This is a genomic window from Streptomyces anatolicus (assembly GCF_019400875.1).
GTDB lineage: Bacteria > Actinomycetota > Actinomycetes > Streptomycetales > Streptomycetaceae > Streptomyces > Streptomyces anatolicus.
In genome coordinates this window covers 1-19,839 of record NZ_WMBF01000002.1, presented here as the reverse complement: position 1 = coordinate 19,839, position 19,839 = coordinate 1, and the positions used below count along the sequence as shown (strand labels likewise).

Here is a 19,839-nt window from a genome sequence, read left to right as displayed (position 1 = left end):
GGTGACCACGACCAAGGGCCCCCGGGACGCACTCGTCACCGGCATGGGCTTCTGTCTGCCGGGGCGTACGGCGCCGACGGCGACACCCGAGCAGTTCTGGACGGCCGTCGCGCACGGCGACTCCTTCCTCGCGCAGGACGACGGCACGTACTTCGGCAGCGTCCCCCTCGACCCGGGCTCCGTCGCCGCGCGGCTGCCGGAGATCCCGCCGCGCTTCGTCGAGAAGTATTCCGACATCCATCTGTACGGGCTGCTCGCGCTCCTGGAGGCGTGCGAGGACGCCTCGCTCGACTGGCGTGCGGGCGCGCTGGGCGAGGCCGCCGTGCTCGCGGGCCGCAACGCCACCGCCGACGCCATCGTCGACACGTATCTGCCGGTACTGCTCGCCGACACCCGCAACATCAGCCCGCGCGAGGCCCGTTCCGTACTGTTCCGCAACGTTCTCAACGCGGTGATGTCGGACGTCGAGACCACCCAGGCGGGCCTCGTCGGCGCCACCGGCCCCAGCTACACGCTGTCCTGCGGGTGCGCCTCGTCGTCCGTGCTGCTCGGCAACGCGGCCCGCATGATCGCCGCGGGCGAGACGGAGATCGCGGTGGTCACCGGCGCCGACTACTGGCGCGAGAGCCGACTGCGGCAGTACGCGGAGCTCGAGGCACGGTCGGTGACCGGGAGCGAACCGCAGACCGCCACCCTCGTCGACGAGCCCATGCGCCCCTACGACCAGCGGGCCGCCGGCCTCAACTACGGCAACGGCGCGGCCACCTTGATCCTGGAGAGCCGCGCGCACGCGCGGCGCAGGGGCGCGCGGAGCTACGGACGGCTCCTGGCCCAGACCACCACCCGCAACGCCCAGCCCAACCTCGCCCTCGACGTCGAGGGGACGGGGGCCGTGCGCGCCGCGCGCTCCTGCATGGCCGGGATCGCGTCGCCGGACGAGATCGACTACGTCAACGGCGCCGCCACCGGCGACCGGGCGTTCAACCTCATGGAAGGCAACATCATGCCGGCCATCTTCGGTGAGCGGGCGGCCCGGCTGCCCGTCACCGTCCAGGAGGCCGTGTTCGGCCACAGCGGGGCCCCGCTCGGAGTGGTCGGTGTGGCGGCGACGCTCCAGATGATGGGCCACGGCCACATCGCCCCGACTGCCAACTGCGAGAAGCCCGCCGACGTGTGCACCTTCGACCCGGTGCCCGGCACCCAGGGGCGGCCCGCCCGCATCGACCTGGCCCTCAGCCTCAACTACACGATCGGCTCCGTGGCCAGCGCCATTCTCCTGGGAGGTGCCGATGACTGAGCACACACCGCCCGGTGCCGGGCCCCTGCTCGAAACGGACTCACTGGCGCCGGCCGGCCGCCGCGTCCTGCTGGAGTCCCCGCCCGGCGCCGATCACACGCGGGCGGTCCGGGAGCTCTGGGAGCGCCACGGCTTCCACGTCACGGACAGGGACATTCCTGTCACGGACGACGAGAGCGCGTACGCGACCCAGCCCCCGGACGTGTACTGCGTCGTGGCCATCGGCAACGAAGCACTCGGCGCCCGGCCCTCACCTCCGCTGCGCCGCACCCACGTGGCCCGGGTCCTGAAGGCCATGGCCCGACGGGGCGAGGGCCGCGCCGTCCTGGTCACCGACACGGGCCCGCACGTCCACGACGACGCGGAGCCGGAGGCCGCCGCCCAGCGGGCCGCCGACCACGCGTGGTGGCAGCACCTGGCCAAGCACTGCGCGAGCCGGGGCGTGCTCGCCAACACGGTGCGCGTCGGCTACACCCCGTTCCTCGGGCACGCGCTCACCGGCGAGGCGGCGGGTGAACTGCTGCGCCACCTGGTCACCCGCCGCCCCGTCGCCCCGGAGGAACTGGCGTCGGCACTGCGCCTGCTGGCCTCGCGCGGCTTCGGCAATGTCGCGGGCGAGACGCTGCCGCTGGACGGCGGACTCGACGCGAGCATCGTGCCCATGCCTTCGGCACGCCCGCCGCGACCGGCCGCGTCCACCGCCGCGGGCGACGGCACCGCGGTGCCCGATCCGTTCCGGCTGACCGGCCGTGTGGTCCTGGTCACCGGCGCCAGCAGCGGCATCGGGGCGAGCATCGCGCGGGAGTGCGCGGCACGCGGCGCCGATGTCGTCCTGGCCGCGCGCCGCCGCCCCGAGCTGGAGAAGCTCGCCGCCGAGGTCCGCGAACTGGGGCGCACGGCCTGGGTATTGACCGCCGACCTGGCCGACCCGGCGCGGGCCAGCGGCCTCGCGCACGAGGCGTGGGAGCGCGCCGGAGGCGTCGACGCGCTCGCCTACGGCGCGGGTGCCGTCCGCTTCGACGGCGCCGGTGACAACTCCGCCAACCGCCGGCAGTTGCTCGCCCTCAACTCCCTGTCGTACGCGGGTATGTGCGACGCCTTGCTCGAGCACTGGGCGGCGACGGGCCGGGGCGGGGCCGTGGCCGCCGTCTCCTCGCTCGCCGCGGTGAGCGCGCCGGTGGCGAACCTGGCGAGCTACGGGCTCAGCAAGGCGGCGACCGCACAGTTCACCACCCACTTCGCGACCTCGGCGGCCCGGCACAAGGTGCGGGCCAACAGCGTGCTTCCGGGTTTCGTCCGCACCCCGATGACGGACGTCACCAACCCCGCGTTCCTGGCGGCCACCAACCGGCTCGTGCCGACCGGCCGGATGAGCGAGGCGACGGAGGTCGCAGCTCTCGTCTGCTACCTGATCAGCCCCGCCGCAGCCGGGCTCACCGGCGCCCAGCTGCGCGTCGACGGCGGCGGTCACTGCCTGGCCGGACTGCCGAACCTGGCCCATCCCCGCACACCCTTCGAGGAAGGAACCCGGCTGTGACGCCCTGCGTACCACGCCCCCGCCCCGCCGTGCCGGAAGGGGACCACAGGTGACCGAGGACAGGCCCCTCAAGGGCAAGGTGGCACTGGTCGCCGGCGCCTCGTCCGGCATCGGGGCGAGCATCGCCCGCGCGCTGGCGGCGGCCGGCGCCTCCGTCGCCCTCGTCGCCCGCCGCAAGGACCAACTGGCCTGCGTCGAGCGTGACGTGGCCGGGCACGAGGTGCCCGCCGTCACGCTCATCGCCGATCTGTCGGCCGACGGCGCGCCCAAGGAGACGGTGGCCGCCGCCGAGCGGGCCCTCGGCCCCGTCGACATCCTGGTGAACAACGCCGCCCTGGCCCGCACCGGCCCCATCCACGACACCAACCCCCGCCACTGGCGGCAGGCCTTCCACCTCAATCTGGACGTCCCCTTCCTGCTGGCCCGCACGGTGCTCCCCGGGATGCGCGAGCGCGGGCACGGCTGGATCGTCAACATCAGTTCGGAGGGCAGTCTGCTCCAGGCCGACTGGTCGGCCCCGTACTCCATCACCAAACGCGCCCTGAACGCGCTGTCCGCGCAAATCGACCTGGAGAACCGGCACTTGGGGGTCCGCGCCATCGCCGTGCTGCCCGGCTGGGTGCGCACGGACCTGGCGCAGGACCCCGAGTCCCTTGGGGTGGGCGTCACGGATCTGCTGGACCCCTCGGACATCGCCGATGTCGTGCTGTGGGCCCTCACCCGCCCGCCCGCCGTCAGCATCGGCCCGCTGATACCGGTACGCCCCGTCAGCAGGAGCGCCCAGACCCTGGTCAACTGGGAGCAGTACCTGCGGACGCTGCGCCATTACGACGCCTCCGGCGGTCACATGGTCGACGTGCCCGGGATCCCTGAATGACGGGCCCCACGACGTCACCGGCTCCGGCGGCGCGGGATCTCGACGTGGCGCCCGGCGACGCGGCCGACCGCCTCGTCGAGATCCTCCCGCCGGGGGACGCCCGGGTACCGGACGCCGCGCACTGCGTCACGGGCGCGCTGCTCGCCACCCGCGCCAAGGCCCACCCCGACCGTGTGTACGCCGTCTTCGAGGACGGCACCCACTGGACGTACGGGCAGGCTCACGACGACGCGCGCGCCACCGCCGCCGCCCTGCACCGGCTGGGCGTGCGCCAGGGCGATACCGTGCTGTGCTGGCTGCCCAATGGCCTGGACGCGCTGCGCGTCTGGTACGGCGTCAATCTGCTCGGCGCCGTCCACGTTCCCGTCAACACCGCCTACCGGGGCGCGCTCCTGGAGCACGTGCTGGGCAACTCGGGGGCCCGGGTCCTTGTGGTGCACGCGCAGCTCGTGGAGCGGCTCCAGCACATCGGCGCCGGCCGTCTCCAGGAGGTCGTCGTCCTCGGCGGCGGTCCGGACGCGCCCTGGCCGGACGCGCTGCCCGGCGCCCCGCGCGTCCACGGCCCCGCGGCGCTGCGGGGCCTGCCGGAGGACTTCGTGCCGCCCGAGCGGCCGGTCGCGCCCTGGGACACCATGGCGGTGATCTACACCTCGGGCACCACAGGGCCGTCCAAGGGCGTCCTGGTCTCCTACGTCCACCACTACTCGACGGTGACCGCGCTCCTCGACGACGACATCGGCGAGGACGACCGGTACCTGCTCAACCTGCCGCTCTGCCACGGCGGCGGTACCGAAGTGGCCTACTGCATGCTCCTGTTCGGGGGCTCGATCGTCGTCACCGAGAACTTCCGCACCGGCGAGTTCTGGGACGTGGTGCGCCGCCACGGGGTGACCATGTGCACCCTGCTCGGCGCGATGGTCGACTTCCTGCTCGGCCTGGCACCCCGGCCGGACGAGGCCGAACACCCACTGCGGGCCGCGTGCGTGATACCGCTGACGCGCCAGGCCCTGGACTTCGGCCGCCGCTTCGGCGTGGACGTCTACACCGGCTTCAACATGTCCGAGACGTCGGCGCCGCTGGTGTCGCCGCTCAATCCCCGGCGCACGGGCAGCTGCGGGCGACCGCGGCCGGGGGTGCAGTGCCGGGTGGTCGACGCGTACGGCATCGACGTACCGGACGGCAGCGTGGGTGAGCTGGTGCTGCGCGCCGACCGGCCTTGGTCGCTCTTCCACGGCTACCACGCCATGCCGGAGGCGACCGCGGCGGCCTGGCGGCACGGCTGGTTCCGCACCGGGGACGCCGTGGTGCGGGAGCCCGGCGGCGACTACTTCTTCGTGGACCGCATCAAGGACGCCATCCGGCGCCGGGGCGAGAACGTGTCCTCGATGGAGGTGGAGGCCGAGTTGCTGAGCCACCCCGCCGTGGCGCACGCCGCCGCCGTGGCGGTGCCCAGCGACTTCGCCGAGGACGAGATACTGGCCGCCCTCGTGCTCCGGCCCGGGGCCCGTTTCGACCCGGAGGAGTTCATCGGGTACCTGCGGCCTCGCATGGCGCACTTCATGGTGCCGCGCTATCTGCGCGTCCTGTCCGAGCTGCCGGTGACGGACACGGGCAAGGTCCGCAAGGAGACGCTGCGCGCCCAGGGCGTGACGCCCGACACCTGGGACCGCGTGGCCGCCGGGATCGAGGTCACCCGTGACCGCGTCCGCTGAGCCGGCCGCCCCCGTGCACCGGGTCGTCGACGTCTGCGCGCTCTCCCTGGACCGCGAGTGCTGGCGGACGTACTTCCGCGGGCTCGGCGCGGTGGCCCCGACGTACCTGCGCGCCTTCGGCCGGCACGCGACCGCGGTCTTCGGCGCCGATTACCCGCGTTTCCGTGCCCTCCTCGACGCCGGGGACCAGGACGGTGCCGTCGACCTGCTCGTCTCGGGCGAGCCCGAACGCGTCGACACCGACGCGCTGTTGAGGACCATGGACGACAACGGCGTCGTCCACCAGATCCTGATGAGCTGCGGCGGCGCCACCGCCGACGGCGACGACGTCAACAGCCGTGTCGCCGCCGTCGCCGCCAAGGCGCCCGACCGGCTCCAGGCCTGGGCGGGCATCGACCTGACCGACCCGGGCCGTGCCGTCGCCGAGCTGGAACGCTGCCATCTCCTCGGTATGCGCGGCTTCGCGGTGACCCCGTTCTGGCAGGGCCTCGACCCGCGCGACACCGCGTACGACCCGGTCTACCGCAGGGCGCGAGAGCTGGGCATGCCGCTGTGGCTGCACACCGGGCACCACTTCTCGCGGCACGCGGCCGAGTTGTGCCATCCCCGCAACGTCGACTGGATCGCCCTGCGCCACCCCGGGCTGCCGATCGTCGCGGGGCACGCCGCCTGGCCCTGGGTCCTCGAGCTGATCTCCATCGCCCAGCGGCACCGCCACGTCTACCTCGACATCTCCTCCCACCGACCGCAGTGGATGGCCCGCCCCGGATCGGGCTGGGAGTCCCTGCTCCTGTACGGCACCACGGTGCTGCGCGACCGGGTCCTGTTCGGCTCGGCGACCTGGGTCAACGCCGATCCGGTCGCCGCGCTCGCCCGGCAGGTCGCCGCCCTTGATCTCGGCGACGAGATCAAGGACCGCTGGCTGTACGGCAACGCGGCCCGCCTGCTCGGGCTCGGCCCCGGCTGACACGGGTGTGCGCTCCCCGCACAGAACCAGCCACGTATCCAGCAAAGACAGCAAAGACAGCAGAGACAGCACAGAACCAGCACGTCTCCAGCAGAGAAAGGGACCCATCGTGATTGACCCCGCCGACTACGCCCTGTGGAACAGCGGCGTGCCGCGCCCGTACCTCAAGGCGCTGTCCCGCGACGACCTGCTCACCGAGGGCGACGGCGTGCGCGTCCGTGACGCCGGTGGACGCTGGTACCTGGACGGCCGCTCCGGGCTGTGGAACGTGACGCTCGGCTACGGCAACACCCGCGTCAAGGAGGCCATCAAGCAGCAGCTGGACTGGCTGCCGTTTGCCAACAGCTACGGCTACGGACGCCCCGCGCAGGTCACCTTGGACTGCGCCGAGGCCCTCGTCGGCCATCTGCCCGAGGGCATCAACCACGTCCGGTTCGCCAGCAACGGCGCCCAGGCGGTGGAGATGGCGCTCCAGCTCTCGCGCTTCCTGCGGCTGCGGGCCGGACAGCCCGAGCGCATGGCCGTGTTCGCCATGTGGGACGGCTTCCACGGGCAGGGTCCTGGCGCCGGCATGGTGACCGGTGTCCCCTACCTGCACCACCAGACCGGACCGATGCTCCCCGAGGTGCACCACGCTCCCGGCCCGTTCTCGGCGGGCGCGACCGAGGGCGTCAGCGACATGGAACGGCTGATCACCGAGTTCGGCCCGGAGCGGGTAACCGCGGTGATCGTGGAGCCCGTCGTCGGCGAGGGCGGCCACATCCTCTCCCCGGAGTACCTGGGCTCCCTGGGCCGGTTCTGCCGTCAGCACGACATCCATCTGATCTTCGACGAGGTCGTCACCGGCATGGGCCGGGTCGGCGACTTCACCCGCGCCGGCCAACTGCCCGACGTCTCCCCCGACATCATCACCCTGGGCAAGGGCATCACATCGGGGTACGTGCCGATGGCGGCCGTCGCCATCCACGACCGCCTCTACGACCAGCTGCACGAGCGCACCACGGGCGACACCGCGCTCAGCGTCGGCTCGACCAACGACGGCCACGCGGTGGCCGCGGCGGCGGCGCTCGCGGTGATCGGAGCGCTCACCGAGGACGGCGTGCTCGAGAACGTACGCCGCCGCGAGGCCGATCTTCTCTCCGCCCTCGGCAAGCTCCAGGCACAGCACCCCGAGCTGAGGGCCTTCCGCGCCCTGGGTCTGTTCTGCGGCCTGGAGCTGGGCGAGCCCGGCGGTCCGGCGTGGTCCCCGGGCAAGGTGAACCAGCTGCGCATGACCCTGGAGAGCCGAGGTGTGCTCAGCTCCAGCCTGCGCGTCGTACCGAATCTGATGCTCATGCCACCGCTCGTCATCACCGAGGACGACGTGGCGGAGATAGCCGAGGCGCTCGACGGCGCGCTCACCGATGTGAAGGCGGGCCGGCTGCCCGAGTCCGGATTCGCCAAGGCCATGGGATGACTCATCGGGGCCACGGGTCGACAACGCGTTTTCTCCACGTGATGGAAGGTGAGTGACGACATGTCCGATGCGCACACCGGTCGCAAGACCAGCAAGCAGTGGCAGGAAGAGGCGGCGGAGGAGTGGGACCGGTACGCCGACATCTGGGACAGCTGGACCCCCGATGACAGCCGCGACGACGCCGAGGAGGCCGCGGACTTCCTCGCGGGCCTCGCCAAGGGCGGCACCGCCCTGGAACTGGGGATCGGGACGGGCCGCGTCGCCCTGCCGCTCGCGCAGCGCGGCGTGCGGGTGGCCGGTATCGACGCGTCACCGAAGATGCTGCTGAAGCTCAAGGAGAAGCCCGGCGGTGACCGGATCGAGGTCTTCGAGGGCAACTTCGCCGATGTCGACGTCAAGGAGGAGTACGACGTCATCTTCATCGCCCTCGCCACCCTGTTCGTCCTGCCCGACCAGGACGAACAGGCCCGCTGCCTGGCCAACAGCGCCAAGCGGCTCAAGCCCGGCGGGCGGCTCGTGGTCCAGAACATCGTGCCGGACATGACGTACTACCAGCGCGGGCGGCAGAACGACTACGGGATGACCGAGCCGTTCCGCATCTCCGGCCGACTGGCCGGGCACCCGCGGCTCGCCTGGTTCGAGATGAACCACGTCGACCCGACGACGCAGATGGTCAAGCGCACGGACGTCATCATGAGCGAGAAGGGCAACCGCATCATCGCGGCGACCATGCGGTTCGTGTGGCCGTCGGAGCAGGACCTGATGGCCCGTCTGGGCGGCCTGACGCTGGAGGACCGCTGGGGAGGCTGGCGCAAGGAGCCGTTCCACTACGACAGCAGGGACGCGGTGTCCGTCTACCGCAGGCAGTGACCGTCCGACGCCGGAGGTGACCGAGGCCGGGAGAGGCGACCAGCCGCTCCCGGCCTCGGGCGCACCGAGCGTGCCCGAACCTGCCCGTACAGGCATTGGGGGTACTCAAACGGGCCGCGGGACGAGTACTTCCAGGGCGTAGGTAGCCGGTGGAACCGTCACTACGCTGAGGGTTCCGACCCCCGTAGAGTGCAGCGATTCAGGGTGGGCAGAAGCAATGACCGAAGAGTTCGGGCAGGACCGTTCGGCCGACGCGGGCAGCGGGAGCGACGCGGACGTGCTCGTCGAGCGCCGCGGCCCCGTGCTCGTGATCCAGCTGAACCGGCCGCGCGTGCGCAACGCGCTGACCCGCGCCATGGCCGAACGGCTGGCCGCCGCCTTCACGGAACTGGATGCCCGGGCGGAGCTGCGGCTCGGCGTCCTCACCGGCACCCCGCCGGCGTTCTGCTCCGGCATGGACCTCGGGGCCTTCGCCCGCGGCGAGCGCGCCTCCCTGCCCGGGCGTGGCTTCGGTGGTCTGACGGAGCAGCCGCCGGACAAGCCGCTGATCGCCGCCGTGGAGGGTGCGGCGGTCGGCGGTGGTTTCGAGATGGTGCTCGCCTGCGACATGGTGGTGGCGGCGGACGACGCGGTGTTCGGGCTGCCCGAGCTGCGCCGAGGCCTGGTGGCCGCGGCCGGCGGACTGCTGCGGCTGCCACGCGCGATCGCGCCGGCCGTGGCGATGGAGATGGCACTGACCGGCGAACCGATCGACGCCCAGCGGGCGTTCGCGCTGGGTCTGGTCAACCGTGTCGTGCCCCCGGGGACGGCGCTGACGGCCGCCTGCGAGCTGGCGGAGAAGATCGCCGCGCACGCGGACCACGCCGTCCTCGCGAGCAAGGGGGTCCTCGCTCGGGTGCGCGACGGGGAGTTGGCGGACGAGTACCGGTCGCACCGCGAGCTGCTGTCCGGGATCCTCGACTCCCCCGGCGCACGGGCAGGCGCGCGCGAGTTCGTCCGGGAACGTCCGGGCGGGCCGCGATGACGTGCACGGGCGGGGGCCGGCCGGTCAACCCCGGGCGCCGGTGGTCACCCCGGTCGGAGAGGAGTACTTGCGGAACAGTTCACGTCGGCCACTGACGCCCAGTTTCCGCAGGGCGCTGCTGACCTGGTTCTTTATGGTCTGCGAGGCAAGGGAGAGTTCGCTGGCGATTTCCTCGTTGGTGTAGCGGCGCAGTACGAGGCTCAGGACCTGCTCTTCCCGGCGGGTGATGGCAGGCAGCCCATCGGGCATGACGCTGCGCACATCCACGTGTTCGCGTTCGTTCTTGCCGAGTATCCACATGCGTTGGCCGTTGTACGTGCGCACCACCGCGTCCACCAGTTCCGAGCTGCCCACGCTCTTGTGCAGAAAGCTGTCGGCCCCCGCCGATATGGCGGAGACGACGGCCCCGGGGGAGGTGTCCCCGGTGAAGACGACGACGCGGGGCGCGTTCTCCATCGCCTTCACCCGTTGGCACAGATCGGCGCCGCTGGTCGCGCCGTCCAGTTCCAGTTCGAGTACGACGACCCCCGGGCGGGAGGACTTGACGGCGTTCCACGCCTCGTCGCTCGTGGCGGCCTCCGCTGTCCAGGCCACTCTCGTGTCGAGCAGTGACGACAGCGCATACCTGACCACGGGGTGGCGATCGACGACGAGTACACCTAACGCTTGCATGGGGACTCCTCACACAGTGAGTGCAGCGGATGGTAGTCAGGCCTGCGATGCTCCGAGGCGTGCCCACGCCACGCTCCGCAAGCCGCCCCGAGGGCGGCGCGTCAAGACGAGCGGGTCGGACGGGCGGGCCGGACGAGCGGGATCAGTCGCTGCGCGGGGCCGATGGCCTCCCGCACGGCTGACTCCCGTGAGCGGGCTGGTCAGGCCGGCGCTCGGAGTCATTCAATGTCACGTAATCAATCGTGAGACAACACCCCGTTGGACATTCCGAAGACGGAATCAGTCGCTCCTAGACACCCCGTTGGACATTCCGCGGTCGGATTCGGTCGTTCCTCCTTGCCCCGCCCGCACATGACAGACGACTGACTAGAGACTGCCACGGACACACACTTTTCCGGCAGCCTCCAGCCGTACCATGTACGAGAAATCGTACGGTACTCGCGGTACCGACGGTACTCCTGGTACTCCCGGTACTCGCGGTCCCCGAGGCAGGTCCCACGTTCCGGTCACCACGCCGTCAGCCGCTGTTCATGAGCCGCCGGGCAACTGCGTTCCTGGGCCCGCTGTCTCACCGGGTGACCAGAAACCCACCGCACACGCCCAGCCTGAAAGGCCACTTCCGCATGCGCGTTCACCGCACCGTCGCAGCCACCGCCACCCTCGCCCTGGCTCTCGGCACGGCCTGCTTAACGGCGTCGACCGTCCAGGCCGCCCCTTCCGCCGCCCAGGCCACGACCTCCGTCGTCGTCGCGGACGGCGAGCTCTGGTACAAGGCGGCGCCCGGCCAGCAGAACAAGGTGACGGTCGACGAGGAGATCGACCACCGCGGCGAGCACGACTCCTACTACGTCCTCACCTTCCACGACCGGTACGACATCACCATCTCCGCCGACGCGGCGGAGTGGGACGAGTGCGCCTACCCCGAAGAGGGTGACCACACCGCTGTGCGCTGCGCGGTGAAGATCCCGGAGAACTCGGACGACTCCGACAGCTACGACATCGACCTCGGCGACAAGAACGACACCGCGACCCTCACGCCGGACAGCCAGGCCTGGGCCGGGATCTACGGCGGCAAGGGCAACGACGTCATCAAGGCGTCGGAGTCCGCGCTGCTGCACGGGGGCGAGGGCGACGACCGCCTCGACGGCGGTGGCGGCCCGTTCGGCATGGGCCCGTGGGGCGACGCCGGGAACGACACCCTCACCCGCTGCAGCCAGGACTGCTTCGGCGGCCCCGGCAACGACTCCCTGACCGGCACCGCCGAGGAGAACTCCCTGCACGGCGAGGACGGCGACGACGTCCTGCGCGGCAAGGGCGGTGCCGATGTCCTCTTCGGCGGCAAGGGCAACGACACCCTGTACGGCGAAGCGGGCAACGACACGCTCTGGGGCAACAGCGGTGACGACGTGCTGTGGGGCGGCACGGGCACCGACAAGCTCTCCGGCGGGCCGGGCCGCAACGAACTGCACCAGGACTGAGCATTCGATGTCCGATTGTCGCCAGCAGGGTTGGGCTGTGGTGCCCATGCTGGCGGCATGACGATGTCATCCACTACGGAATCAGCGACGGTTCTCACCGGCATGTACGCGGCTGAGGCGGAGTACCTGGCAGCGGGCGGCCCCGGCGAGGCTTCGTTCGATCTGCTCACCCCCTTCTTCGCGCCGGATGTCGAACTGCATCAGGCGGCTGCTCTGCCCTATGGCGGCACGTGGCGTGGGCACGAGGGCATGACGCGGTTCTTCCTCATGATGGGAGAGGTCTGGGAGTCGTTCGACATGGTGGAGCAGGAGTTCCTCGCCACTGATGAGACCGCGGTCGTGCTCACCCAGGTCCGCGCCCGCGCCCGCGCGACCGGCCGTGAACTCAGCTTCCCGATTCTGCAGGCGATCACGGTCAAGGACGGGCGGATCACCGAAGTCCGCCCGTTCTACTGGGACACGCAGGCGATCGCCGATGCCTGCGCCGTGCCGACACCGAGGGACTGACGTCGACGGCTCCGCCGCGGTCGATCGCTCAGCACGGGGGCTGGAACGAGTGCTGGGGGAAGTACTGCCGCCACTGGGCTCGCGACATGGCGGGCCAGACCGTGTCGCAGACGCGGGCGGTGAGGCGCTGCACGTCCGTGTCCCACAGCAGCGCGGTCCAGTCCTCACTGCCGGTGGCCAGCATCCCGTCCGGGCCAAAGGACAGCGTGTCGACGGCCTTGGTGTGGCCTGACAGTACGGCCAGTTCGACGGCGGTGCGGTCGGTCACGTCGTACAGCCGCGTGGTGTGGTCCGAGCTGGCGGCGGCGAGCGTCCGGCCGTCCGGCGCGAACGCGACGGACATGACGCCGTCGGTGTAGCCGTCGAGCCGGTCGCGCAGGACGGGTCGGTCCGGGCCCGTGAGGTCCCACAAGCGGATGGTGCGGTCCTCGCTGCCCGAGGCCAGGGCCTGGCCGTCGGGGCTGAACGCGACGCTCTTCACGGCGTCGGAGTGCCCGGTCAGGACCGCCTTGCGCACGGGGCGGCGGCGGTCGCCCACCTGCCACAGGGTGACGGTGTGGTCGTGCTCCGCCAAGGCCAGGGTCCGGCCGTCGGGGGCGAAGGCGAGGGAGCCGACGCCCCCGGGTGCGGTCAGCGATGCCAGCGGGCGGGGACGCCGTACGTCCGTCGTGTCCCACAGGCGGACCGTGCCCGTGTCGCCGCCGGTGGCCAGGGTGCGGCCGTCGGGGCTGAACGCCACCGCGTTGACATGGCCTATGCGGCAGGGGACCGCGCGCAGCAGGCGGGGCCGCCGGGTCGTGCCCACGCTCCACAGCCGCAGGGAGCCGTCGGCGCTGCCGCTGGCCAGGGTGCGGCCGTCGGGGCGGAAGGCCACCGAGTTGACCGGGCCCTTGTGGCCGGTGAGTTCGGCCGACGGGCCTGGGACGCGTCCGCCCGCGAGGGGCCACAGGCGCACGGTGCGGTCGTAGCTGCCCGTGGCCAGGGAGCGCCCGTCAGGGCTGAAGGCGGCGGAGTACACCGAGCTGGTGTGCCCGGTCAGGGCCGGTCCTGGCAGGTCCCACAGGCGTGCGGTCTGGTCCTCGCTCCCGCTGGCCAGGCTGCGGCCGTCGGGGTGGAAGGCCAGGGCGCGTACGCCGCCGGTGTGGCCGGTGAAGACCGTCGGCGGGCCGGCCGGGCCGGGCCCCGCGACGGCCCAGCGGCGCACGGTGGCGTCGGTGCTGCCGCTGGCCAACGTGCGGCCGTCGGGGCTGTAACCGAGCGCGTTGACCGTGTCGGTGTGCCCTTCGAGCGTCTCCACCACGCGGCCCTCGCGCGGGCTTTTCACATCCCACCGCCGCACCGAGAAGTCGGTGCTTCCGGTCGCCAGTCGTCGGCCGCCCGGAGCGAACGTCACCGCTCTCACCTCGCCGCCGGGTGCGTCCAAGGACGCCAGGGGGCGTACTTTCCCGCCCGGCGCGGCGGTCTTCCACAGCCGCAGCGTCCGGTCGGCGTGGCCCGTGGCCAGCCTCCGGCCGTCGGGGGTGAAGGCGCCCGCGGTGACGGCGGCCGGTACGCGCCGCGTGGCGAGGGCGCGCGGTGTGCGCGAACCGGCGAGGTCCCACAGCCGGATCGCGCCGCGGGCGGCCGTCGCAAGGGTCCTTCCGTCGGGAGCGAACGCGAGCGAGACGACCGGTCCGGCGTCCGGGCCGGCGTCTCGGCCGGGGTCCGGGCCGGCGTCCTGACCATCATGCACGCCACCATTCGCAGTGGCGTTCGGACCACCGCCCGAACCGGCACCCGCACCGGCGTCGCCCGGCAGTCGTGCCGTGAGCCGTGGCCGCCGTGGGTCGCCGATGTTCCACACCGTCACGTCGCCGTCCTCGTCGCCCGCGGCCAGCAGCCGGCTGTCGGCGCTGACGGCGACCGCGCTGAACTGGCCGGCCGGTTGCGAAGGCTTACCCAGCGGGCGCGGGTGGTGCGGGTCCGTGGCCCGCCACAGCCGCAGCGTCCGGTCGGTGCCGACGACGGCCAGGACGCGGCCGTCGGCGCCGAACGCCAGAGCGGCGATCCTGCCCGTCTGCCCGGCGAGCGTCGTGGAGTACGGAGTGGCATAGGTGCTCAGGACGCTACCGCGGGCCTCCGGCGTGGCAGCCAGCCGATAAGCGGCCAGCCCCACCTGCGCGGCGAGGGCGGGGTCGAGCGTCCGCAGGGCCGCGGCCTTCTCGGCGGCCCGCTGCGAACTGACGGTGTCGCGCTGGTGGTCCACGATCCGCTGCGCCCGCACGGCGAGGAACGCGGTCACGCTCGCGAGGACGAGCAGGACGCTCAGCACCGCGACCGCCGCACGCCGGAGCCAGATCCGGCGCCGGGCCGCGTCCTGTTCGGCCTCCCGGGCGGCCAGGCTCGCGTCGAGGAACCGCCGCTCGAGCCCGGACAACGAGCGGTGCTCGAGGGCGCCTGCCAGGTCGAGGCGGGCGCCGCGGTACAGCGCTCCGGCGTCCCGCCCCAGCGCCTCCCAGGTCTGTGCCGCGTCGGTCAGCCTGCGCAGCGTACGCGTGGCCTCCCGGTCCTCGGCCAGCCAGCCGTACAGCCGGGGCCAGCAGCGGATCAGCGCCTCATGGGCCAGCTCCACCTGTTCGCGGTCGAGGGTCACCAGCCGTGCCGCGGCCGCGTCGTCCAGGACGGCGGCGATCCGGCCGTCGTCGGCCCCGGCGAGACCGGCGAGCTCCGCCCGCACGACGGGGCGCCGGGTGTCCTCCGTGCCCTCGCCCAGCGCGGTCAGCCGTACGAACACCGCCCGGGCGAGGTCCCGCTGCTCCGGGTCGAGGTGCCGGTAGAACTCCTCAGCGGTGCGGGCCAGGGCGCCCTCCAGACCGCCGGCCGCCTCGAACGCCGCCAGCGTGAGCGCGTTCCCCCGGCGGCGGCGCCAGGTCTGGAGCAGGGCGTGCGACAGCAGCGGCAACACCCCGGCCTGCCCGTACGCCTGTGCCGTCAGGGTCGCCAGGAGCGCGCCCTCGACGGTCAGTCCGGCCCGCACGGCGGGCTGCGTCACGACCCGGCGCAGCTCCTCCAGGCTCATCGGCCCGACCGGCACCTGCGCGTCCCGCATCGCCGTCACCAGCGGCGCGTTGCGGGTGCAGTGCGCGTAGAAGTCGGCCCGGACGCCGAGGACCACCCGACAGCGGCCCGGTCCGTGGGAGGCGGCGGTGGTCAGCGCCTCGACGAAGCGGTTCCGTTCGGTGTCGTCCCGGCAGAGGGTGAAGATCTCCTCGAACTGGTCGACGACCAGCACCAGTTCGCCGGAGTCCGGTCCGGAACGGGCGGTGGCCTGCCGTACCGCGCGCCCCAGGTTCTCCGGGTCCCGGCGCAGTTCCTCGTAGAGGGCGCCAGCGGTGACCCCGGCGCGCCCGGCCAGCCGTACCGCGCACTCCTCCAGGGGCCGCCACCCCGGCGTCAGGACCACCACCGACGCCCCCGTCGACCGCAGCCTCGGCACCAGGCCCGCGTGCAGCAGCGAGGACTTGCCCGAGCCCGACGCCCCGATCACCACCACGAACCGCTGCCGTTTCAGCCGGCCGGCCAACTCCTCCACCAGCTGCTCGCGGCCGAAGAACCGCTCCGCGTCCTGCTCGCGGAACGGCCGCAGGCCCGCGTACGGCGGGGAGGCACCGCGATCGCCTTCCGCGTCTGCGACGGAGGCCTCCTCGCCGAGCCGCTCCGCCACCTCCCGCCAGCGCCGCTCCCACTCCACCACGTCGCCGTCACAGGCGCGTACGTACGCCAGCGTCACCGCCAGCGTCGGCAGCCGCTGCCCGGACGCCGCGGAGGACAGGGTCGACACGGAGTAGTGCGCCTGTTCGGCCAGGGTCCGGTACGGGGGGCTGCCGGCTCTCTGCCGCAGCCGGCGCAGTCCCAGAGCGAACGCGTATAACGGACCGTCCTGCGCATCCAGCGGGCGTTCTCCGCGCGGCATCGCCGCACCTCCCCGATGTCCCCCGTGCCACCGTGAGCGCGGTGACGTCACATTCTTCAGGAGCTCGCGGACCGGCACCAGTGCTCCGGACGGCACGGCGGGTTGTTCGGGATCTGTTTGTACGACGCCGCTTCCCCGATGCCGAACAACGCCGGGTGGCTACAGCTGAGGAGGTACACGCGGTACCGAACGGGGAGAAGCAAGGTGGCGTACAGCGATGTGGTACTCAGCCCGCAGCACGCCCGCACACCGGAGGATTTCATCCGGCTGCTGCGGCGGCTGAGGGCGTGGTCCGAACTGACGTACAGGGAACTGGAGGTACGGGCCCGGCGGTGCGGGCTCCATCTGGCGCGCAGCACCACCGCGGCCGTACTCGGCCGGGGCGCGCTGCCCCGCGCGGGGTTCGTGCGCGCCTATGTGGCGGCCTGCGGGCTGCCGCCCGAGCCGTGGCTCGACGCGCGGCAGCGCATCGCCGCGTCCTGCGAGGAGGCGTCCGGCCCGGTGGAGGCCGCCGTGCCGCGCGTTCCGGCGCAACTGCCCGGCGACCTCGCCGACTTCACCGGCCGGGAGGAACAGCGGCGAGCGGTGGCACGGGAGTTGACTCCGGCGGCCGCGACGCTCCGCGGCGTCGTGCCCGTCGTGGCGGTCACCGGTATGGCGGGGATCGGCAAGACCGCGCTCGCGGTGCACACCGCGCACGCGCTCACCGACCGCTTCCCCGACGGCCGGCTCTTCGTCGACCTGCGGGGCACGAGCAGGGCACCGGCCGAGCCGGGTGAGGTCCTTGTCCGCTTCCTCCGCGCCCTGGGTGTGGCCCCCGCGGCTCCCGTACGGGATTCGGTGGAGGAACTCGCAGCGCTCTACCGCACCGTGACGGCCGGGCGCGCGCTGCTTGTGGTGCTGGACAACGCCGCGTCCGAGCGTCAGGTCCGGCCCCTGCTGCCCGGCGTGGGCGGCCCGGCGGTGCTTGTCACAAGCCGCAACCGGCTGACGACGATGGGGCCGTCGCGTGCCGTGGAGCTGGGGCCGCTCTCGGCCGAGCACGGCATGAGGGTCCTCGCGCGGATCGCCGGGGCGGACCGGGTCGCCGCGGAGCCCGAGGCGGCGGCCGACATCGTCCGGCTGTGCGGGCGATGTCCGCTGGCCCTGAGGGTGGCGGGCACCCGGCTCGCCTGCCGCGGACAGTGGCCGCTCGACCGGCTGGCGGAGCTGCTGCGCGACGAACGGGGGCGGCTCGACGAACTGGCCATCGGCGACCTCGCCGTGCGCGACAGCCTGGCGCCGGGGTACGCGACGCTGCCGGTGGCGACCCGGCGGGCCTTCCGGCTGGTGGCGCGGCTGGGGACAGCGGTGTTCTCCGCCGAGGCCGCAGCCGTACTGCTGGACTGTCCGGTGGACGTCGCCGAGGCCTACCTCGAAGCGCTGGTCGACGCCAGCCTGCTCACCACCGCGCCCGCCGACGGCGCGGAACGCGCCGGGCGCGGTGCCCGGTACCGGATGCATGACCTCGTACAGCTGTACGCGTGGGAACGTGCCGTGGCCGAGGGGAGTGCTGCTTAGCGGCCTCCTCGGCACTCGTTCACCGGCGGCTCAGCCGCCGGTGGGACGTGTCGGTGCCGACAGCGGTGTCGTCGTGGTACGGCAGTGCCTGGAGCCGGTAGAGCCGCGCGTACGTGCCGTCCTCGGCCATCAGCTCCTCGTGCCGCCCTTGTTCGACCACGCGGCCGTCCGCCATGACGTAGATCCGGTCGGCGCCGCGCACCGCGGCGAACCGGTGGGAGATCAGCAGCACCGTGCGGTCCGCGCACAGGGCCCGCAGACGGTCGCTCAGATGCGCCTCGGCCTGCGGGTCGAGCGACGCGGTGGGTTCGTCGAGGATCAAGAACGGCGCGTCCCGGTAGAAGGCCCGGGCCAGCGCCAGACGCTGCCACTGGCCGAGGGACAGGTCGCAGCCGTCGCTGAACTCCTTGCCGAGGACGGTGTCGTAGCGGTGCGGCAGCCGTTTCAGGAAGGCGTGGGCGCCGGCCCGTTCGGCCGCGGCGACGATCGCCCCGGTGTCCGCGGGCAGGTCGGTGCGGCCGAAGGCGATGGACTCCCCGGCGGTGAACTTGTAGCGCAGAAAGTCCTGGAAGACGGGGGCGCAGGTCTCGCGGAGCCGGGCCGGGTCGGGCGTCGGCGTCCCGTCGAGCACCAGGCGTCCGGAGTCCGGCGGGTACAGCCCCCCGAGGATCTTGGCCAGGGTGGTCTTGCCCGAACCGTTCTCGCCGACCAGGGCGATGAACTCGCCCCTGCGGACGGTGAGGGTGACGTCATGCAGCGCAGGCCGCGCCGCCCCGGGGTAGGTGAAGCCGATCGACTCGGCGCTCAGTGCGGTGAACTCCCCCGCGGGTGAGGCGGCCGCCTGCCGGGGTGTCGCCTCGCTGTCCGTGGCGCGTTCGGTGCCGGCCGCGAAGGTCCGCAGGTCCATGAGGTAGAAGAGCGCCTCGCCGATGCCGTTGAACAGAGCCCCGAGGGCCTGCACCCGGCTGGTCATCAGGAAGAGACCGGTGACGGCGGCGACCGCCGTGGCCAGGCTGAGCGTGCCCGAGCCGATCAGCCACCAGACGCAGCCGATGACCGCGAGGATCAGCGTGTCCGCTCCCAGCCGGGCCAGGATGCGGGTCCGCAGGTAGCCGCGCTGCCAGGACACCGTGTCGTCGATTTCGCGCTGGTACTCCACGTCCCACTTGGCGTGCAGGATCCGGCCGAGGTCCAGCGCCCGCACCTCCTTGGCGCCGTCCCGGCCGGTGAGCAGCTGTTCGATGTACTGGCGCACCCTGCGGTCCTCGGCGAGCCTGCGGTGCAGTCCGTATCCGGCGTCGCGTTCGGCGCGGGCGGCCCGCAGCACCGGCAGGGTGCTGAGCAGGGCGACGGGCAGCAGCCACCAGGCCATCACCAGGAAGGCGGTGCCGACGGCGATGGTGGTGAGCAGCGCCTGCGAGGCCGCGATCAGCATGGCGACCACCATCGTCGGCTGTGAGCGGGAGGCGAACACCGCCCGCTGCACGGTGTCGTGGAACACGGGATCCTCGAACCGGGCCAGTTCCGCCCTGGAGGCCGAGGCGAGCACCGTGCTGATGACGTGGCGGTCGGCCTTGGCCGCCAGGATCCGGTTGCGCGAGGAGCTGAACAGCCGCAGCACTCCGCTCAACGAACCGATCGCGACGACGAGGACGACGGCGACGAGGGTCCCGCGTCCGCCGCCCGCGCCCGGCCCCGTGCTGGTCACCGTTCCAAAAACAGACCTGACCAGCAGGATCAGGGCCAAGACGCCGACGGCGGAGGCAAGTTGGGCGGCGATCACCTCGATGAGGCGGCGCCGGTCCGCCCGCCAGACCAGCCGTACCGCGAACGCCAGGCAGGCTCCCTGCTCACGTGCGCCGATCCTCGGCTCGTCCGGCGAGGTGGCCATGGGTCACCTCCTCGAGATGGGGGCGCGGGGGCTGCGGGC

Annotated in this window: 14 protein-coding genes; 11 read left to right on the top strand and 3 right to left on the bottom strand. The window is 72.6% G+C overall.

Features of this window, described 5'->3' with window-relative positions; translation table 11 throughout:
* The first annotated feature begins 1 nt into the window (after position 1).
* The 8 genes from GKQ77_RS00470 (at position 2) to GKQ77_RS00435 (ending at position 9,740) form a co-directional block, all read left to right on the top strand.
* On the top strand, positions 2-1,297 hold the full coding sequence (locus GKQ77_RS00470; protein WP_219686569.1) for a beta-ketoacyl synthase N-terminal-like domain-containing protein: 1,296 nt from the start codon (positions 2-4) through the stop codon (positions 1,295-1,297).
* Positions 1,290-2,834: an SDR family NAD(P)-dependent oxidoreductase gene (locus tag GKQ77_RS00465; protein ID WP_219686568.1), complete on the top strand. Its 1,545-nt coding sequence runs from the start codon at positions 1,290-1,292 to the stop codon at positions 2,832-2,834. Before GKQ77_RS00470 ends, GKQ77_RS00465 begins: the two co-directional genes overlap by 8 nt.
* Before the next feature lie 49 nt (positions 2,835-2,883).
* Entirely contained in the window at positions 2,884-3,711 is an 828-nt protein-coding gene (locus tag GKQ77_RS00460; RefSeq protein WP_219686567.1) for an SDR family oxidoreductase, read from the top strand.
* A complete protein-coding gene (locus tag GKQ77_RS00455) occupies positions 3,708-5,423 on the top strand; it encodes an AMP-binding protein (RefSeq protein WP_258020649.1) in 1,716 nt (571 codons plus the stop codon). Before GKQ77_RS00460 ends, GKQ77_RS00455 begins: the two co-directional genes overlap by 4 nt.
* Entirely contained in the window at positions 5,407-6,390 is a 984-nt protein-coding gene (locus tag GKQ77_RS00450; protein ID WP_219686566.1) for an amidohydrolase family protein, read from the top strand. Before GKQ77_RS00455 ends, GKQ77_RS00450 begins: the two co-directional genes overlap by 17 nt.
* A gap of 109 nt (positions 6,391-6,499) precedes the next feature.
* Positions 6,500-7,846, top strand: a complete 1,347-nt coding sequence (locus GKQ77_RS00445; protein ID WP_219686565.1) for an aminotransferase family protein — start codon at positions 6,500-6,502, stop codon at positions 7,844-7,846.
* Between the two features lie 60 nt (positions 7,847-7,906).
* Complete coding sequence (locus GKQ77_RS00440; RefSeq protein WP_219686564.1) at positions 7,907-8,716, top strand: class I SAM-dependent DNA methyltransferase; 810 nt, start codon at positions 7,907-7,909, stop codon at positions 8,714-8,716.
* 217 nt (positions 8,717-8,933) lie between these two features.
* Positions 8,934-9,740, top strand: a complete 807-nt coding sequence (locus GKQ77_RS00435) for a crotonase/enoyl-CoA hydratase family protein (protein ID WP_219686563.1) — start codon at positions 8,934-8,936, stop codon at positions 9,738-9,740.
* Between the two features lie 24 nt (positions 9,741-9,764).
* Here the strand turns inward: GKQ77_RS00435 and GKQ77_RS00430 are convergent, their stop codons facing one another.
* A complete protein-coding gene (locus GKQ77_RS00430) occupies positions 9,765-10,412 on the bottom strand; it encodes a response regulator transcription factor (protein WP_219686562.1) in 648 nt (215 codons plus the stop codon).
* Positions 10,413-11,035: 623 nt separating this feature from the next.
* Here GKQ77_RS00430 and GKQ77_RS33795 point away from each other — a divergent pair.
* On the top strand, positions 11,036-11,890 hold the full coding sequence (locus GKQ77_RS33795) for a calcium-binding protein (RefSeq protein WP_219686561.1): 855 nt from the start codon (positions 11,036-11,038) through the stop codon (positions 11,888-11,890).
* A gap of 57 nt (positions 11,891-11,947) precedes the next feature.
* Complete coding sequence (locus GKQ77_RS00420; protein WP_219686560.1) at positions 11,948-12,397, top strand: nuclear transport factor 2 family protein; 450 nt, start codon at positions 11,948-11,950, stop codon at positions 12,395-12,397.
* A 28-nt stretch (positions 12,398-12,425) separates the two neighbouring features.
* Here the strand turns inward: GKQ77_RS00420 and GKQ77_RS00415 are convergent, their stop codons facing one another.
* Complete coding sequence (locus tag GKQ77_RS00415; protein WP_308117494.1) at positions 12,426-16,217, bottom strand: nSTAND1 domain-containing NTPase; 3,792 nt, start codon at positions 16,215-16,217, stop codon at positions 12,426-12,428.
* Positions 16,218-16,553: 336 nt separating this feature from the next.
* On the opposite strand from GKQ77_RS00415, the gene GKQ77_RS00410 reads away from it, so the two are divergent.
* On the top strand, positions 16,554-17,909 hold the full coding sequence (locus GKQ77_RS00410) for an NB-ARC domain-containing protein (RefSeq protein ID WP_219686558.1): 1,356 nt from the start codon (positions 16,554-16,556) through the stop codon (positions 17,907-17,909).
* Positions 17,910-17,928: 19 nt separating this feature from the next.
* Here GKQ77_RS00410 and GKQ77_RS00405 read toward each other — a convergent pair whose 3' ends face one another.
* Entirely contained in the window at positions 17,929-19,800 is a 1,872-nt protein-coding gene (locus tag GKQ77_RS00405) for an ABC transporter ATP-binding protein (protein ID WP_219686557.1), read from the bottom strand.
* Positions 19,801-19,839: the final 39 nt, after the last annotated feature.

Excerpts from the sequence above, each read along its gene's own strand:
- GKQ77_RS00465 (WP_219686568.1), top strand. The coding sequence starts at position 1,290 with ATGACTGAGCACACACCGCCCGGTGCCGGGCCCCTGCTCGAAACGGAC.
- GKQ77_RS00455 (WP_258020649.1), top strand. The coding sequence starts at position 3,708 with ATGACGGGCCCCACGACGTCACCGGCTCCGGCGGCGCGGGATCTCGAC.
- GKQ77_RS00440 (WP_219686564.1), top strand. The coding sequence starts at position 7,907 with ATGTCCGATGCGCACACCGGTCGCAAGACCAGCAAGCAGTGGCAGGAA.
- GKQ77_RS00435 (WP_219686563.1), top strand. The coding sequence starts at position 8,934 with ATGACCGAAGAGTTCGGGCAGGACCGTTCGGCCGACGCGGGCAGCGGG.
- GKQ77_RS00430 (WP_219686562.1), bottom strand. The coding sequence starts at position 10,412 with ATGCAAGCGTTAGGTGTACTCGTCGTCGATCGCCACCCCGTGGTCAGG.
- GKQ77_RS33795 (WP_219686561.1), top strand. The coding sequence starts at position 11,036 with ATGCGCGTTCACCGCACCGTCGCAGCCACCGCCACCCTCGCCCTGGCT.
- GKQ77_RS00420 (WP_219686560.1), top strand. The coding sequence starts at position 11,948 with ATGACGATGTCATCCACTACGGAATCAGCGACGGTTCTCACCGGCATG.
- GKQ77_RS00405 (WP_219686557.1), bottom strand. The coding sequence starts at position 19,800 with ATGGCCACCTCGCCGGACGAGCCGAGGATCGGCGCACGTGAGCAGGGA.